This window comes from Azospirillum sp. Sh1 (assembly GCF_008365135.1).
GTDB lineage: Bacteria > Pseudomonadota > Alphaproteobacteria > Azospirillales > Azospirillaceae > Azospirillum > Azospirillum oryzae.
In genome coordinates, this window is record NZ_VTTK01000018.1 from 60,700 (window position 1) to 76,990 (window position 16,291).

Here is a 16,291-nt window from a genome sequence, read left to right on the forward strand (position 1 = left end):
GATTTGCTTTGGCCTGTCAATGCGAAATCAGGTGGTGCCTTAAGCCTTCCGGTGCTTCAATCCCGCCCGTCATGCACGACTTCGGTACGACCTGATGACCGGCCTTGTCCGCGCCTTCAACGGCATCCTGCCCACCGTCGACCCGACCGCGTTCATCGCGGAAACGGCGGCGGTGATCGGTGATGTCGTGGTCGGGGCGAACAGCAGCATCTGGTACGGCTGCACCGTGCGTGGAGACGTCAACGAGGTCCGAATCGGCGCTCGCACCAACATTCAGGACGGCACCGTGATCCACGTGGCCTCCGAAGGGCAGGGCACCTACATCGGCGACGACATCACCGTCGGCCACATGGCGTTGCTGCACGCCTGCACGCTGGAAGACGGCTGCTTCATCGGCATGAAGGCCTGCATCCTGGATGGGGCCTATGTCGAGTCGCGGGCGATGGTCGCGGCCGGTGCTCTGGTGACGCCCGGAAAGCGGGTGACGTCCGGATTCTTGTGGGCCGGCAGCCCTGCTAGACCGGTTCGCGAGCTTACGGAAAAAGATCTCGCGGTTTTTCCTGTGCTCAGCCACCGTTATACGGATTTGGCGGAAACCTACCGGAAAAGCTGCTATGGAAGTGGAGCATAGGTCAAGGTTCAGGTAGGGTTCGGCCGAACGGCTGAGGTGTCGGAACATTGCCGCACACCACATGTTGGGAAGGTCGATACCGCGCTTGCACGTGGGCAGATGCTTCGATTGATAGGTTCATCCCCCGCAGGCACTCTGATGGGGAAGGGTTCTGGAAGGGAGTGAAGACAATGAAGACTATTGTTCGCGCGGGTCTGGCTGCCATCCCGGCCGCCATCGTCGCTTTCGGTCTGTCGGCGGCCGCCAATGCCCAGGACGCGAGCCTGGTCGGCAAGGGCACCGAGTGGTGCAACCCGGTCATCGGCTGGGGCAACGTCGCCGCTCGTACCGGTGACGGCGGTTACGTCATCCATCAGGGCAGCTATCCGTGCCCGCCGGCCGCTGCCGCTCCGGCTCCGGCCGCCGTCGCCGCGGTCCAGAGCGAATATCTGGTGTTCTTCGACTGGGATAAGTCGAACATCACCCCGGCCGCCGATCGCGTGATCGGTGACGCGGTGTCGGCCATCCTGAAGAACGGTGGCGCCAAGATCAACGTCGTCGGCCACACCGATACCTCGGGGTCGCCGGCTTACAACCAGAAGCTGTCGGTGCGTCGTGCCGACGCGGTCAAGAAGGCCCTGGTCGCCAAGGGCATCCCGGCCGCCAACATCACGACCCAGGGCAAGGGCGAGAGCCAGCTGCTGGTTCAGACCGGTCCGAACGTCCGCGAGCCGTCCAACCGTCGTGCGCAGATCCTGCCGCGCCTGCTGAACGCTCCGTCGTCCTAAAGGACGGTTGGCAGGGGGCCGTTCCGGGGGTATCGGACCGGCCATCCCGCCAGCGGGAGAAACCGCAGGAAAAAGGCCGCGCCGGGCTTCCCGGTCGCGGCCTTTTTCCGTTTCGGACTGCTGTCAGCCAGCGGTGTCTCAGCCCTTGATCTGGGCCGGGTCCTGTTCCGGCTCGCCGGCGGTCAGCCGCAGCGGCAGCACGCCCGCCCAGACCGGGTGGTCCATATCCTCCGGATCGTCGCCGGGCGGGCCGGATCGCCGCTTGGCCGACGCCTCGGCGATGGGGAAGGCCAGCACGGATGTGGCCTTCAGCTCCTGCGCATTGGGCGCCCGCACCTTGGCGCTGCGGCCGGGTTCGATCTTCTCCATCAGCGCGTCGAGCGCCGCGCGCTTCTCCGCCTCCTCCGACACCAGCCGCGGCCGGCCGAACAGCATGACCGAACGGTAGTTGACGGAGTGATGGAAGGCCGAGCGCGCCAGCACCCACCCGTCGATCAGCGACAGCGTGATGCAGGCCTCGCCCCCCTCCTGCAGCCGCCGGATCATCCGGCTGGAGGACGCGCCGTGGATCATCAACTCGTCCCCCACCCGCCAGGGAACCGTCGGGATCACCATGGGGGAGGGCTGGCCATGGCCCTTGATGGCGTCGTCGACGAAGCCGACGTGGCAGATCGGCGCCTCGTCGATGATGGAATGGATCAGGGCGACGTCATGGCTGCCGCGGTCGCCCAGCCGCACCGGCCGGGTGCGCGGGGTCTGGGCCAAGGCGGCGGGGGAATCGGCCGTAGGGGAATCGGCCATCGCGGAATCGGTGAGAAGGCTGGTCATGGTCGTGCTCAAGGCCGGAACTGTTGCGATGGCCCAGAATGACCGGCAGAATGGTTCCTTCGAAAGGTCCGGAATGTCGATTCCATAGGGACCAATTCTCCACATTCCTGGAAGGCTCGCCATGGCCCGTCCGGCGCGTCCGGTTCTGTCCAGCCTCGGGCCGGTAGCGCTCGACCGTGACGGGGCGGAGCCGCTGCACCGCCAGCTCTACCGCGCGCTGCGTCAGGCGGTGCTGGACGGCCGGCTGCGTCCGGGCGAGCGTCTGCCCCCCAGCCGGGCGCTCGCCACCGAGTGGGGGCTGTCGCGCAACACGGTGGTCACCGCCTATGACACGCTGCTGGCGGAGGGCTATGTCAGCGGCCGGGTCGGGGCCGGCACCTTCGTCGCGCCTTCGCTTCCCGATGCCGCGCCCGGCGGCGTTCCGGTCCGCGACGAGGCCCGGCGCGGTGTCGGCCTGTCCGCCCGTGGCCGGGCGCTGGCGGAGGCGCCGGCCATCGCCCGCGACCGGGCTGGACGGCCCTTCGCGCTCGGCACGCCGGACCTCGGCGCCTTTCCCGTCGAGTTATGGGCACAACTGCTCGGCCGTTGCTGGCGTCACGGCGGACGGACGCTGGCGACCGATCCGGACCCGCTCGGCTATGCTCCGTTGCGGGCGGAGATCGCCGCCTATCTGCGTGCGGTCCGCGCCGTGCGCTGCGAGGCGGAGCAGGTGGTCATCGTCTCCGGCGCGCAGCAGGGTTTGGCGCTGATGGCGCAACTGCTTCTCGACCCCGGCGACGAGGCCTGGGTGGAGGAGCCCGGCTGGCCCGGCAACCGCGCCGCCCTGCTGGGGGCCGGGGCGCGGCTGGTCACGGTGCCGGTGGACGGCGAGGGCATCGACGTCGCCGCCGGCATGGCCCGTGGGGCCGGCGCCCGTCTGGCTCTGGTCACCCCCTCCCACCAGTTCCCCCTGGGCGTGACCATGAGCCTGGCGCGCCGCCTGCGTCTGCTCGACTGGGCGGCGGCCCGCGACGCCTGGATCGTCGAGGACGATTACGACAGCGAGTTCCGCTATGCCGGCCCGCCGCCGGCCGCCCTCCAGGGTCTGGACGGCGCCGGCCGCGTCATCTATGTCGGCAGCTTCAGCAAGGTGATGTTCCCGGCGCTGCGGCTCGGCTATGTCGTGGTTCCGCCCGATCTGGTCGATCCGGTGCGCGCCGCCCGCCGCCATTTCGACGGCGGGACCAGCGTGGTGCCGCAGGCGGCGCTGCACCGTTTCCTGGCCGACGGCCATTTCGCCTCGCACCTGCGGGCGATGCGCTCCCTCTACGCCGTCAAGCGCGCCGCCATCCTGGAGTCGATCACCGACGCCTTCGCCGGCTTCGCCAGTGCCGAGGCCGGGGAGGCCGGCATGCATGTCCTGCTCCGCTTGCCGCCTGACTGCCCCGATCATCTCCTGGCCGAACGCGCCGCCCGCATCGGCCTGACCACGCCGTGCCTGTCCAGCTACCACCGCGCCGCCGATCTGGCTGCCGACGCCGGGACCGCCGGCAACGGCCTCCTCCTCGGCTTCGCCGCCCACGACCCGGCAACGCTCGACCGCGCGGTGAGGGATCTGGCGCGGCTGGCGGCCGATGTGGCGAACCGCTAAACCGCCTCCGCCACCCGCTCGACCGCCGGCACTTCCCAGGCCGGATAGCGCAGGCTCAGCTGGTGCGGGCGGTCCCGCATGTCCAGCACCGGGCGCAGCACCGACGGGTCGGCGCGCATGGCGTCCTCGCCGGCCATGTGGACGATGCCCAGGCGGCGGTTGGGCAGGTAATACTCCACCAGCTCCCGCCGCTCCGGGTCGAAGCGCCACGGGCCGATGTAGTTGCACCATTCCGGCAGAAGCTCGACCGGCAGCCCGTCCAGATAGATCGCCCCCGCCATCGCCAACTGGTCGGAGGTGAACAGCCGGCCCTTGCGCAGCACCCGCTTCTGCCAGCGCTGGAACGCCTCCCAATGCGGCGCATCGGACTTCAGCGCATAGGCGCCGGCATTCAGCGTCGGGCGGGTCGCCAGCGCCCGGCATTCCGCCGTGGTCAGCCCGGCGCGGCTGGAGTTCTTATAAAGGATCGACCGCACCCGCGCGAAGCGGCCGAACAGCCAGTCCAGCCGCAGCTCGGTCTCCGAAAAGCGGCCGAACTGGGCAACGATGGCGAAGCGGTTCAGCGCCGCCCCCCGCCGCAGCATCTCCACCGCCTCCCAGTCCTGCACCCAGGCATCGGCATCGATCCAGATCACCGTGTCGTAGCCGGGGAAATATGTCGGCAGGTGCAGCTTGGCGAGGTTGGCCTTCAGGTGGATGCGGTTGCGCAGCTTGTGCGCCGGAATGCTGACCGGCCAGGGCGGCGTCACCACCGCCGCGCCCTGCGCCTTCAACTCCGCGATCTGGCCGTCCGTCAGGCCCGCGTCGATCACGCCGATGGGGCAGTCGGCCGCCGGCCTCAACGCCCGCAGCGACGCGATCAGCTCGCGGATCAGCGGATGGTAGCGGCTGTCGCCACCGGTGACGACGATGAAGGAGCCCAACATGATTTATCCGATACGCCATAGGCGTAAGGTTGTGCGTAGAGCCACCCTGCCTGGATAACCCTTCGGCGTCAATCGATGTCCGGTTCTGATTGCTGCGCTCTCGAACGGTCGAGCGGAACCTCCGGCCGGCCCCTCTGAACGTGGTACGCCCTGGTTCTCGCCGTCCTGCCTATCCGGAAGTCAGGGGTTGTCTGACAGGCCTTCGGGTGAAACCTTCGCCCCTGTGTCTTGTTTCCGTCCCGTGTTCCCGCGACACGTGTTCCGTCAAACGCTTCTCGAAAGTGCTCGACCCATGATCGATCGGCAGGACCGGCTCTGGTACAAGGACGCCGTCATTTACCAATTGCACATCAAGGCGTTCTTCGACGCCGACAATGACGGCATCGGCGATTTCGCCGGCCTGACCCAGAAGCTGGATTATATCCAGGAACTGGGGGTGACGGCGGTGTGGCTTCTGCCTTTCTATCCATCGCCGCTGCGCGACGACGGCTATGACATCGCCGACTACACCTCGGTCAACCCGACCTACGGGAACCTGGATGACTTCCGGCGCTTCATGGAGGAATGCCACAACCGCGGCCTGCGGGTGATCACCGAACTGGTCATCAACCACACCTCCGACCAGCATCCCTGGTTCCAGCGCGCGCGGGAGGCGCCTCCGGGGTCGAACCACCGCGACTATTATGTCTGGTCCGACAGCGACCAGAAATACCAGGGCACGCGGATCATCTTCTGCGACACGGAAAAGTCCAACTGGACCTGGGATCCGGTCGCCAACGCCTATTACTGGCACCGCTTCTATTCGCACCAGCCCGACCTGAACTTCGACAATCCCGAGGTTCTGGAGGAGGTGCTGAAGGTGATGCGCTTCTGGCTGGACATCGGGGTGGACGGGCTGCGGCTCGACGCCATCCCCTATCTGAAGGAGCGCGAGGGCACCAACAACGAGAACCTGCCGGAAACCCACGATGTCCTGAAGGCGATCCGCGCCGCGCTCGACGCCGAATATCCCGACCGCATGCTGCTGGCCGAGGCCAACCAGTGGCCGGAGGACGTGCTGCCCTATTTCGGCGATCCGGAAAAGGGCGGCGACGAATGCCACATGTCCTTCCACTTCCCGCTGATGCCGCGCATCTACATGGCGGTGGCGATGGAGGACCGGCATCCCATCGCCGACATCATGCGTCAGACGCCCGACATCCCGGCCGACTGCCAGTGGGCCATCTTCCTGCGCAACCACGATGAGCTGACGCTGGAGATGGTCACCGACAGCGAGCGCGACTATCTCTGGAACTTCTACGCCGCCGACCGGCGCATGCGGATCAACCTCGGCATCCGCCGCCGCCTCGCCCCGCTGCTGGAAAACGACCGCCGCAAGATCGAGCTGCTGAACAGCCTCTTGATGTCGATGCCAGGCACGCCGGTGCTCTATTACGGCGACGAGATCGGCATGGGTGACAACATCTACCTCGGCGACCGCGACGGCGTGCGCACGCCGATGCAATGGTCGATCGACCGCAACGGGGGCTTCTCGCGTGCCGACCCGGCGCGGCTCTATCTTCCGGCGGTGCTCGATCCGATCTATGGCTTCATGGCCGTCAATGTCGAGGCGCAGGCGCGCAACCCGTCCTCGCTGCTGAACTGGATGAAGCGGCTGGTGGCGGTGCGCAAGCAGCGCCAGAGCTTCGGCCGCGGCAGCTTCTCGCTGCTCTATCCCGGCAACCGCAAGGTCCTGGCCTATGTCCGCTGCCTGGAGACGGAGAGCGGGTCTGAGATCGCGCTGTGCGTCGCCAACCTGTCGCGCTCTGCCCAGGCGGTGGAGCTGGACCTGAAGACCTGGAAGGGCCGCATCCCGGTCGAACTGCTGGGCCGCACCGTCTTCCCGCCGATCGGCGACCTTCCCTATCTGCTGACCTTGCCGGCCTACGGCTTCTACTGGTTCGCCCTGACGGCGGAGGCGGAGCTGCCGACCTGGCACGAGACCCCGCCGGAGCCGGTGCCGGACCTGCTGACCATCGTCATGCGCGACGGCTGGCACAGCCTGACCACCGGCAAGGCGGCAGACGAGCTGGGCCGCGACATCCTGCAGGCCTTCCTGCCCCAGCAGCGCTGGTTCTCCGCCAAGGACCGCCGCATCACCCGGTCGCACGTCACCATGGCCGCCCAGCTTCCGGGCCCCGGCGACGGCTTCATGCTGGTCCGGGCGCAGGTTGGGCTGAGCGGAATGGGATCGGACGGCGCCGCCGCCGACCAGAGCTATTTCCTGCCGCTGGCGATGAGCTGGGAGAGCGGGGCGGGCGGCACCGGCTGGCCGCTGCTGCCCTACACGCTGGGCAAGGTGCGGCGCGGTCCCAGGACCGGCGCCATCTATGACGCCGTGCAGGCCGACGGCTTCGCCCTGGCGCTGATCGAGGCGCTGCGCCGCGGCGACACGCTGAAGGCCAACGCCGGTGACGACGTCGTCCGCTTCACCGCGACCGAGGCGTTGGACGCCATCGAACTGTCGGAAGAGGCCGAGGTGCGGCGCCTGGGCGTCGAGCAGAGCAACACCTCCGTCCTGGTCGACAGCCAGATCGTGCTGAAGGTGCTGCGCCGTCTGGTGGAAGGCGAGCATCCCGAGGTCGAGATGGGCCGCTTCCTGACCGAGGTCGGCTTCGCCAACACGCCCGCCCTGCTGGGCACGGTGGAGCAGGTCGCCGCCGACGGCACGCCGACGGCGCTGGCGGTGGCGCAGGCCTTCGTCCGCAACCAGGGCGACGGCTGGGCCAGCACGGTCGAGGAGTTGGAACGCCAGCTGGAGGACATCCGTCTGGGCGTCGCCGGCACCACCGAGGACGCCGCCGAATCGGGCGAGCCCTTCGGCATGCATCTGGTGATGATGACCACGCTGGGGCAGCGCACCGCCGAACTGCACCGGGCGCTGGCGCAAGGCTCCGGCAATCCAGCCTTCGAACCGGAGCCGATCACCGCCGAGGATCTGGCGCGCTGGGCCGATGCCGCCCGCGTCCAGGCGGAGGCGGCCTTCGCCGCCCTGCCGGGAACGCTGGACCGCCTGCCGGCCGACGTGCGCGCCGATGCCGAACAGCTTCTGGCCCGCCGGGCAGAGGCGATGGACCGGCTGGCGGCGCTGGCGTCGATGCCCGCCGACGGCGTCAAGACCCGCATCCATGGCGACTATCATTTGGGCCAGGTCGTGCGGGCGCAGAACGACTGGTACATCCTCGACTTCGAAGGGGAGCCGGCCAAGACGCTGGAGGAACGCCGCGCCAAATCCAGCCCGTTGCGCGACGTGGCCGGCATGCTGCGCTCCTTCAACTATGCCGCCTGGGCGGCGCTGTTCCGCCTGGACAGCGCGGGCGAGGGTTCCAACAGCGGCGACAGCCCGGCACTGGCCGCCGCCCGCGACTGGGAGCGCCGCAGCGTCGAGTCCTTCCTCGACGGCTACCGCACGGTGATCGAGGGCTGCCCGGCCTGGCCGTCCGCAGCCGGCACCGCACGCGGCCTGCTGACCCTGTTCCTGCTGGATAAGGCCTTCTACGAGATCGGCTACGAGGCGGCGAACCGGCCCAACTGGATCGGCATCCCGGTCAAGGGCGTGCTGGGCCTTCTCGACGATGCCAACGAGGCGGGCGCGAAGGGGTGACCGGGCGAATCCGCGGCGGGAATGGTGTGACGAAACCGCCGCGGGTATGTTCACCTCCGGAGTAAGGCGTTCCCTCCGTCGGCCGTCATTCCCGCGAAGGCGGGAATCCAGGGCTCCCCAAAACGGGGTTTAGCGCGTAAGCCTGGATCCCCGCCTTCGCGGGGATGACGGGGATGGAACGGTTGTGGTCCACAGGACGTTGGGGCCTCCACGAAGAAGGGCACTTGGCCAATGGCGAGCGACATGACGACGGACACCCGCAAGGATCAGGCGCAGACCGGCGTCTCCGAAAGCCGTAACAGCGCCACCGATCACCGGCCCGATCACCGGCCCGATCACCGGATGGAGGCCCTGCGCGCGGCGGCGGACGCCATCGCGCGGGCCGACCATGGCGATCCCTTCGCCGTGCTGGGCATGCAGCAGGAGGCCGCCGGCCGCCCGGTGGAGGTCCGCGCCTTCGTGCCCGGCGCCGAGCGGCTGTGGGTGATCGACAGCGCCACCGGCGAACCGGCGGGCGAGGCCGAGCGCATCCACCCGGACGGCTTCTACCTCGCGGTGATGCCCGACCGGACGGAGCGCTTCCGCTACCGCCTGCGCGCGCAATACCCGCTGGCGACCCAGGAGTTCGAGGACGCCTACCGCTTCGGCAACATGCTGGGCGAACTCGATGTCCATCTGCTGGCCGAAGGCACCCACCTGCGCACCTACGAGAAGCTGGGTGCCCATCCGCGGGAGGTCGACGGCGTCACCGGCGTGTCCTTCGCCGTCTGGGCGCCGAGCGCCCGCAGCGTCAGCGTGGTCGGCGACTTCAACAACTGGGACGGCCGCCGCCTGCCGATGCGCCGGCGTGTCGAGGTCGGGGTATGGGAGATCTTCGTTCCCGGCGCCCGTCCCGGCCAGCGCTACAAGTTCGAGATCCGGGGACCCAACGGCAACCTGATGCCGGCCAAGGCCGACCCCTACGCCTTCCAGGCGGAGATGCGCCCGGCCACCGCCTCGGTCGTCCATGGCCTGCCGCCCTACGAGTGGCGCGACCAGGAGTGGCAGAGCCGCAAGGTCGCCACCTCCGACCGCACCGCGCCGATCTCGATCTACGAGGTGCATCTCGGCTCCTGGGCGCGGGTGCCGGAGGAGGACAACCGCTTCCTGACCTACCAGGAACTGGCGGAGCGGCTGATCCCCTACGCCAAGGACATGGGCTTCACCCATATCGAGCTTCTGCCGATCACCGAGCATCCGTTCGACGGCTCCTGGGGTTACCAGCCGATCGGCCTCTATGCGCCGACCGCCCGCCACGGCTCGCCGGAGGACTTCAAGGACTTCGTTAACGCCTGCCACCGCGCCGGGCTGGGCGTGCTGCTCGATTGGGTGCCCGGACATTTCCCGACCGACCCGCACGGGCTGGGCGATTTCGACGGCACGCATCTCTACGAGCATGCCGACCCGCGCCAGGGCTTCCACCAGGACTGGAACACCCTGATCTACAATTTCGGCCGGACGGAGGTGCAGAACTTCCTGCTCGGCAACGCGTTGTTCTGGCTCGACCAGTACAAGCTGGACGGCCTGCGCGTCGATGCCGTCGCCTCCATGCTCTATCTCGACTACAGCCGCAAGGAGGGGGAGTGGGTCCCCAACAAGTTCGGCGGGCGCGAGAACCTGGAATCCATCGCCTTCCTGAAGCGGATGAACGAGCTGGTCTATGGCCAGCAGCCGGGCGCCATGACGGTGGCGGAGGAATCGACCTCCTGGCCGATGGTGTCGAAGCCGACCTATCTCGGCGGTCTCGGCTTCGGCTACAAATGGAACATGGGGTGGATGCACGACACGCTGCATTACATGCAGAACGACCCGATCCACCGCCGCTATCATCACCACCAGATGACCTTCGGGCTGATCTATCAGTTCTCCGAGAACTTCGTGCTGCCGCTCAGCCATGACGAGGTGGTGCACGGCAAGGGCTCGCTCATCAACAAGATGCCGGGCGACGACTGGCAGAAGTTCGCCAATTTGCGCGCCTATTACGGCTTCATGTTCGCCCATCCCGGCAAGAAGCTGCTGTTCATGGGCGGCGAGTTCGCCCAGTGGAACGAATGGAGCGAGGCGCGGAGCCTGGACTGGCACCTGCTGGACCAGCCGATGCACCGCGGCATGCGCGACCTCGTCCGCGACCTGAACGGCCTCTACCGCGAGTTGGAGCCGCTGCACAAGACCGACTGCGACCCGTCCGGCTTCGAGTGGATCGAATCGAACGACAACGAGAACTCGGTCTACAGCTTCCTGCGCAAGGCCGACGATCCCGAGCACATCGTCATCGCCGTCTGCAACTTCACCCCCGTCCCGCGCCAGGGCTACCGCGTCGGCGTCCCGCTGCCCGGCCGCTATGTCGAGCGGATGAACACCGACGAGGGCAAATACGGCGGCAGCGGCCTCGGCAACCCCGGCGGCGGCGTCTATGCCGAGGAGATGCCCTGGCACGGCCGCACCCATTCGCTCGACCTGACCATCCCGCCGCTGTCCACGCTGATTTTGGAGCGCAAGGCGGAGTAGGGGAGAGGAGGCGCAGGGCGCACGCCCGGTCGGATTGCCGTGCCGGGCTTACCGCCGCCGCCCATCCGTGATAGGAAGAGTCTCCGATGGGACGAGTCCATTCCCGGATGAAGGAGGCCTGCGCATGTCCGCCCCGATGACCGATTGCCGGATGCGCCGTTTTCCCGACGGGACGACGGATGGAACAGTGGAACAGGTGCCGGGAAACTGTTCCATCCTGTTCCAAACGCCCATCGCGACTCCATCGACCCAAACCGACGGATCACGGCGGCGCCCATGAACGACTATTGCATCGCAAGCGGTTACCGCCACCGGCTCGACCCCGCCTACACCGAGGATACCGACGGCAGCAGGGTGGTCTGGCAGCCCGACGTCTACGCGGCGGCGGCGGTGCTGGCCGACCGCTATGGTGCCCGCACCATCATCGATATCGGCTGCGGCGGTGCGAAGAAGCTGGGGCTGCTCGCCGGACGGTTTTCGGTGGTCGGCATCGATTACGGCAGCAATATCGAATATTGCCGCGCCACCTATCCGTTCGGCCGCTGGTTGACCGTCGACCTGGATGGGGAGGAGGCGCCGGCGCTTGCCGAAGCCCTGCGGTCGCTGGGACCGGAAACCCTGGCCGACGCCGTCGTCGTCTGTTCCGACGTGATCGAGCATCTGGTCCGGCCCGACGGGCTGCTGAAGGTTCTGGCCGGCATCGCGCCCGCGGTGCGGGCCTGTCTGATTTCGACCCCGGAGCGCGAGCGCACCCATCACCCCGGCCATGCCGGGCCGCCGCCCAATCCCTGCCATGTGCGGGAATGGACCCTGGCGGAGTTCCGTGCCCTGCTGGACCGTTTCGGCCTGCCGGTGATGCATGCCGGGCTGACCGCTTCGCACAACCGCGGCCGACCGAAGAGCACCATTCTGGCGGTGATCGACCGCAATGCCCGGCCGGCCGCGCTGGCCCGGCAGGAACGCCCGGTGACTGCGCTGCTGGTGACCCGCGACGATGCCGAGCATGTCGAGGGGCTGGTCGGCCGGCTGCATGCCGACGGCATCCGTATCCATGCCATCGACCTGGGATCGACCGACGGCACCCATGAGCTGCTGGGCGGCCAGTCGGCAAAGCTGGCGGCGTTGGAACGCATCGCCACCCCGCTGGTCGCCGATGACGGCAAGTTCGACAGTTTCTGGCACCATGTGGAGGATGTGGCGGCGTCCTGTCCGGGCCATTGGATGCTGCTGCTGGAAGGCAACCAGCGGGCTGCACCGACCGTCTTCGGGCCATCCCTGCGGTCGGCGCTGGCTGGGGTGGAAGCCAGCGGGTTCAACGCGGTGAGCTTCACCGGGCTCGATTTCCATCCCGTCGATGGCGGCTATGGCAGGGCGCTCGATGCCGAGGCCTATTTCGGCATCTGTTCCTTCGCCCGTTCGACGGCCTCCCGCCACCTGACGCGCGCCTGGATCCAGCCGGATTCCCATTCGGTGGGGTTGGCCGACACCGCCGGCTGCGCGCCGCTGTTCATCGGCCGGCGCGATTTCCCATACCGTTTCCTGATGAAGTCCTATCCGAAACGCCGGTTCCTGCCGGAGGATCCCTGGCTTCCCGCCCGCGTCGCACACAATGCCGCCTGGGGCTTCCCGCCCGGCGGACTGGACCTGATGGATTTCCATCAGCCCGATTTCCTGGACCGCAATTTTACGGAATGCGTCTTCGGCGTCGGGGTGCTCCGCCATGACTTCGGTCTCTAGCCAGGGTCGGCCTATCCGGTCCGCAGGCGCCCTGGACTGCGGAATTTGCACGACCGGCCCGTGCCGGGTCGCGTATCGGCTTGATCCGGCTGTGGTTTTCCCGCCATCCTCTTTCGTCTTCCCCCACCGGTAGTCCGCATGCCCTCCACCCCCGCCCGCACCCCGGTCTGGCCCGGCAAGCCCCATCCGCTCGGCGCCACCTGGGACGGGTTCGGCGTCAATTTCGCGCTCTTCTCCGCCAATGCCGAGCGGGTGGAGCTTTGCCTGTTCGACAAGACCGGCCAGCGCGAGGTCGAACGGATCACCCTGCCGGAGCACACCGACGAGGTCTGGCACGGCTATCTGCCCGACGCGCGTCCCGGCCTGCTCTACGGCTACCGCGTCCACGGGCCGTACGAGCCGGAGGAGGGGCACCGCTTCAACCCGAACAAGCTGCTGATCGACCCCTATGCGCGGGCGCTGTTCGGCGGCTTCAAATGGTCGGATGCCCATTACGGCTACCGGGTCGGCTCGACGAAGGAGGACTTATCCTTCGACCGGCGCGACAACGCCCGCGGCATGCCGAAATGCCGGGTGGTGGACGGCGCCTTCACCTGGGGCCATGACCGCCACCGCCGGGTGCCCTGGACCGACACGGTCCTCTACGAGACCCATGTCCGCGGCTTCACCATGCGCCACCCGGAGGTGCCGGCCCATCTGCGCGGCACCTTCGCCGGCATGTCGACCCAGAGCGTGATCGAGTATCTGCGCGCGCTCGGCATCACCTCGGTGGAGTTCCTGCCGGTCCAGGCCATCGCCGACGAGCAGCATCTCGTCACCCGCGGCCTGACCAACTACTGGGGCTACAACACCATCGGCTTCTTCGCGCCGGAGCCGCGCTACATGAACACCGGCGTCCTGTCGGAGTTCAAGACGATGGTCGCCCGCCTGCACGAGGCGGGGATCGAGGTCATCCTCGACGTCGTCTACAACCACACGGCCGAAGGCAACCATCTTGGGCCGACCCTGTCCTTCAAGGGCATCGACAATCTCAGCTACTACCGGCTGATGCCGGACAGCCCGCGCTACTACATCAACGACACCGGCACCGGCAATACACTGGATTTCAGCCATCCGCGCGTGGTCCAGATGGTGATGGACAGCCTCCGCTACTGGGTGACGGAGATGCATGTCGACGGCTTCCGTTTCGACCTCGCCACCGTGCTGGCGCGGGAGCCCTACGGCTACGACCCCGGCTCCGGCTTCCTCGACGCCGTGCGGCAGGATCCGGTGCTGGCCGACGTCAAGCTGATCGCCGAGCCGTGGGACGTCGGTCCCGGCGGCTATCAGGTCGGCAACTTTCCGCCGGGCTGGGCGGAGTGGAACGACCGCTACCGCGACACCGTGCGGCGCTACTGGCGCGGCGACGACGGCATGCTGCCGGAACTGGCCGGCCGCATCGCCGGCTCCGCCGACCTGTTCGAGAAGCGCGGGCGCCGCCCCTGGGCCAGCGTGAACTTCATCACCGCCCATGACGGCTTCACCCTGCACGATCTCGTCTCCTACAACGACAAGCACAACTGGGCGAACGGCGAGGAGAACCGCGACGGCCATTCCTCCAACTGCTCCTGGAACCATGGGGTGGAGGGGCCGACCGACGATCCCGCGGTGACGGAACTGCGGGCACGGCAGAAACGCAACATGCTGGCGACGCTGATGCTGTCGCAGGGCACGCCGATGATGCTGGCCGGCGACGAACTGGACCACAGCCAGGACGGCAACAACAACGCCTACTGCCAGGACAACGACATCACCTGGCTCGACTGGTCCAGGCGCGACGGGTCGCTGGTGTCCTTCGTCCGCCGGCTGGTCGCACTGCGCCGCGCCCATCCGGTTCTGCGCCGCCCCCTCTTCCTGCATGGGCGGGAGGTGGCGGCCAACGGGCTGAAGGATATCGTCTGGTACAACGCCCAGGGGGTGGAAAAGACGGCGGAGCATTGGCGCAATACCCAGGCGCGCTGCATCGTCCTGCTGCTGAACGGCCGCGCCGGCACCCATGTCGGCCCGGACGGGCAGCCACTGTCCGACGGGGTCCTGCTGATCGTGCTGAACGCCCATGCCGACATCCTGACCGTGACCCTGCCCGACGTGCCGGGCGGCCGGGGGTGGCGCTGCGTGCTCGACACCCGCGTCGCCGATGGGGCGGGGGACGAGCGCATCCATCTGGCCGGGCGCTCGGCCCTGGTCGACGGACGGACCGTCCTGGTCTTCACCCTGGTGGAGCAGCCGGGCATGTGAGGGGCGGGCATGAAACCGGTGGCGCATCGCCCTGCGATCCTTTGCCCACTGTCCATCCCCCCGGCGGAGATGCTACCGCGACGGGCGAAGACAAAGCGTGTTACGCTACGCCGCGCGTTCCCGTCACAGCGGCAGCGGAGCTTCGGGTAGGACGATGCCGGATTACGATTTCTCGCAGGTCGACGCCGCGATCATCGACAGCCAGCTCAACACCGCGCGCGTGTTCCGCGACGTGCTGATCCGGCTGGGCTTCCGCCGGGTGGAGCTGTTCGATTCGGTGAAGGCCGCTACCGGTCTCTTGGCTGCCGCCATGCCCGATCTGGTGCTGGTCGATGCCGACGGCGAGGATTCGGAAGCCTTCCGCTTCATCCGCTCCCTGCGCAACGAACCGGCGGTGCCCAACCCCTTCGCCTGCGTCATCGTCACCACCTGGGCGCCGACCCCGGCGCTGCTGACCCGCGTCACCAATGCCGGCGGCGACGATCTGCTGATGAAGCCGGTGTCGCCCAAGCAGGTGCGCGAGCGCATCGTCAGCCTGATCGAGGCGCGCAAGGGCTTCGTCGTCACCGCCGACTACACCGGCCCCGACCGCCGCAAATCCCCGCGCGAGGGCGCGCAGGTGCCGGTGCTGGACGCGCCCAACACGCTGCGGCTGAAGGCGACCGGCCAATGGTCCCAGTCCGGCGCACGCATGCGGCTGAACGAGGCGATCGCCACCGTCACCACCCAGAAGCGGCTGCGCGCCAGCATCCAGGTCGCCTTCCTGGTCGAATTCGCCCTGGCCGGACTGGCGCGGCCGGTTCCGGACCGCATGTCCATCGACCATGTCGGCCGCATCGGCGGCTTCCTCGACGATCTGCTGCGCCGGCTGGGCGACGACGGCGACCATGCCCCGGTGGAGGCGGTCGCCCGCGCCATCAAATCCCTGGCCGACAAGGTGCGGACCTCCGCCGAAGCCGGTCCGGTTTCCGCCGATGACCGCGACCAGTTGCAGGCGCTGTCCCGCGCCCTGATGCAGGCCGTCGATCCCGACCGCCCGCTCGAGGCGATGACGCGAGAGGTTGCCGCCGCCGTCGACGGTTATCGCAGCCGGCTGGAGCAGATCGCCCAAGCCAAGGCCGCCGCTGCGGCATCGGCGCTGGCGGCGTCATCCGCCGATGCGGCGGGCGAGACCGCGAACGAGTCCATCGCTTCCTCCGCTCCGCCGCCGGCCAAGGCCGGGCCGGCGGGCACCGCCCTGTCGGCTGGCTGATGGGGCCAGTCAATGGGGCCGGTCAATGGGGGAGTGCCGATGGCATAGGCCGC

Annotated in this window: 10 protein-coding genes; 8 read left to right on the forward strand and 2 right to left on the reverse strand. The window is 68.1% G+C overall.

The genetic code is table 11. From position 1 onward, the window contains the following. The first annotated feature begins 94 nt into the window (after positions 1-94). Positions 95-631 carry a gamma carbonic anhydrase family protein gene (locus FZ029_RS18685; RefSeq protein WP_149270881.1) on the forward strand — a complete coding sequence of 179 codons (537 nt, stop codon included), beginning with the start codon at positions 95-97 and terminating at the stop codon, positions 629-631. Positions 632-801: 170 nt separating this feature from the next. Then, on the forward strand, positions 802-1,398 hold the full coding sequence (locus FZ029_RS18690; protein ID WP_149200235.1) for an OmpA family protein: 597 nt from the start codon (positions 802-804) through the stop codon (positions 1,396-1,398). Positions 1,399-1,536: 138 nt separating this feature from the next. Here the strand turns inward: FZ029_RS18690 and FZ029_RS18695 are convergent, their stop codons facing one another. Further along, entirely contained in the window at positions 1,537-2,226 is a 690-nt protein-coding gene (locus FZ029_RS18695; RefSeq protein WP_149270883.1) for a pyridoxamine 5'-phosphate oxidase family protein, read from the reverse strand. Between the two features lie 121 nt (positions 2,227-2,347). On the opposite strand from FZ029_RS18695, the gene FZ029_RS18700 reads away from it, so the two are divergent. Beyond that, on the forward strand, positions 2,348-3,856 hold the full coding sequence (locus tag FZ029_RS18700) for a PLP-dependent aminotransferase family protein (RefSeq protein WP_149270885.1): 1,509 nt from the start codon (positions 2,348-2,350) through the stop codon (positions 3,854-3,856). On the opposite strand, the gene FZ029_RS18705 is transcribed toward FZ029_RS18700, so the two are convergent. Continuing rightward, the gene (locus FZ029_RS18705; protein WP_149270888.1) at positions 3,853-4,782 is read right to left on the reverse strand and encodes a glycosyltransferase; all 930 of its coding nucleotides are present in this window, start codon (positions 4,780-4,782) and stop codon (positions 3,853-3,855) included. The two genes, FZ029_RS18700 and FZ029_RS18705, sit on opposite strands and share 4 nt — an antisense overlap. Before the next feature lie 292 nt (positions 4,783-5,074). On the opposite strand from FZ029_RS18705, the gene treS reads away from it, so the two are divergent. The 5 genes from treS (at position 5,075) to FZ029_RS18730 (ending at position 16,238) form a co-directional block, all read left to right on the forward strand. After that, positions 5,075-8,425 carry a maltose alpha-D-glucosyltransferase gene (gene treS, locus FZ029_RS18710; RefSeq protein ID WP_149270890.1) on the forward strand — a complete coding sequence of 1,117 codons (3,351 nt, stop codon included), beginning with the start codon at positions 5,075-5,077 and terminating at the stop codon, positions 8,423-8,425. Positions 8,426-8,767: 342 nt separating this feature from the next. Next, on the forward strand, positions 8,768-10,972 hold the full coding sequence (gene glgB, locus FZ029_RS18715; RefSeq protein ID WP_211104176.1) for a 1,4-alpha-glucan branching protein GlgB: 2,205 nt from the start codon (positions 8,768-8,770) through the stop codon (positions 10,970-10,972). A 276-nt stretch (positions 10,973-11,248) separates the two neighbouring features. Next, on the forward strand, positions 11,249-12,709 hold the full coding sequence (locus FZ029_RS18720; RefSeq protein WP_149270894.1) for a hypothetical protein: 1,461 nt from the start codon (positions 11,249-11,251) through the stop codon (positions 12,707-12,709). A gap of 138 nt (positions 12,710-12,847) precedes the next feature. After that, entirely contained in the window at positions 12,848-14,986 is a 2,139-nt protein-coding gene (gene glgX / locus FZ029_RS18725) for a glycogen debranching protein GlgX (RefSeq protein WP_149270896.1), read from the forward strand. 154 nt (positions 14,987-15,140) lie between these two features. Beyond that, positions 15,141-16,238, forward strand: coding sequence for a response regulator (locus FZ029_RS18730; protein ID WP_149270898.1), 1,098 nt, complete (start codon positions 15,141-15,143; stop codon positions 16,236-16,238). Positions 16,239-16,291: the final 53 nt, after the last annotated feature.

Coding starts and splice junctions, on each gene's coding strand:
- FZ029_RS18690 (WP_149200235.1), top strand. CDS start 802: ATGAAGACTATTGTTCGCGCGGGTCTGGCTGCCATCCCGGCCGCCATC.
- FZ029_RS18685 (WP_149270881.1), top strand. CDS start 95: ATGACCGGCCTTGTCCGCGCCTTCAACGGCATCCTGCCCACCGTCGAC.
- glgX (WP_149270896.1), top strand. CDS start 12,848: ATGCCCTCCACCCCCGCCCGCACCCCGGTCTGGCCCGGCAAGCCCCAT.
- FZ029_RS18720 (WP_149270894.1), top strand. CDS start 11,249: ATGAACGACTATTGCATCGCAAGCGGTTACCGCCACCGGCTCGACCCC.
- FZ029_RS18705 (WP_149270888.1), bottom strand. CDS start 4,782: ATGTTGGGCTCCTTCATCGTCGTCACCGGTGGCGACAGCCGCTACCAT.
- FZ029_RS18695 (WP_149270883.1), bottom strand. CDS start 2,226: ATGACCAGCCTTCTCACCGATTCCGCGATGGCCGATTCCCCTACGGCC.
- glgB (WP_211104176.1), top strand. CDS start 8,768: ATGGAGGCCCTGCGCGCGGCGGCGGACGCCATCGCGCGGGCCGACCAT.
- treS (WP_149270890.1), top strand. CDS start 5,075: ATGATCGATCGGCAGGACCGGCTCTGGTACAAGGACGCCGTCATTTAC.
- FZ029_RS18700 (WP_149270885.1), top strand. CDS start 2,348: ATGGCCCGTCCGGCGCGTCCGGTTCTGTCCAGCCTCGGGCCGGTAGCG.
- FZ029_RS18730 (WP_149270898.1), top strand. CDS start 15,141: ATGCCGGATTACGATTTCTCGCAGGTCGACGCCGCGATCATCGACAGC.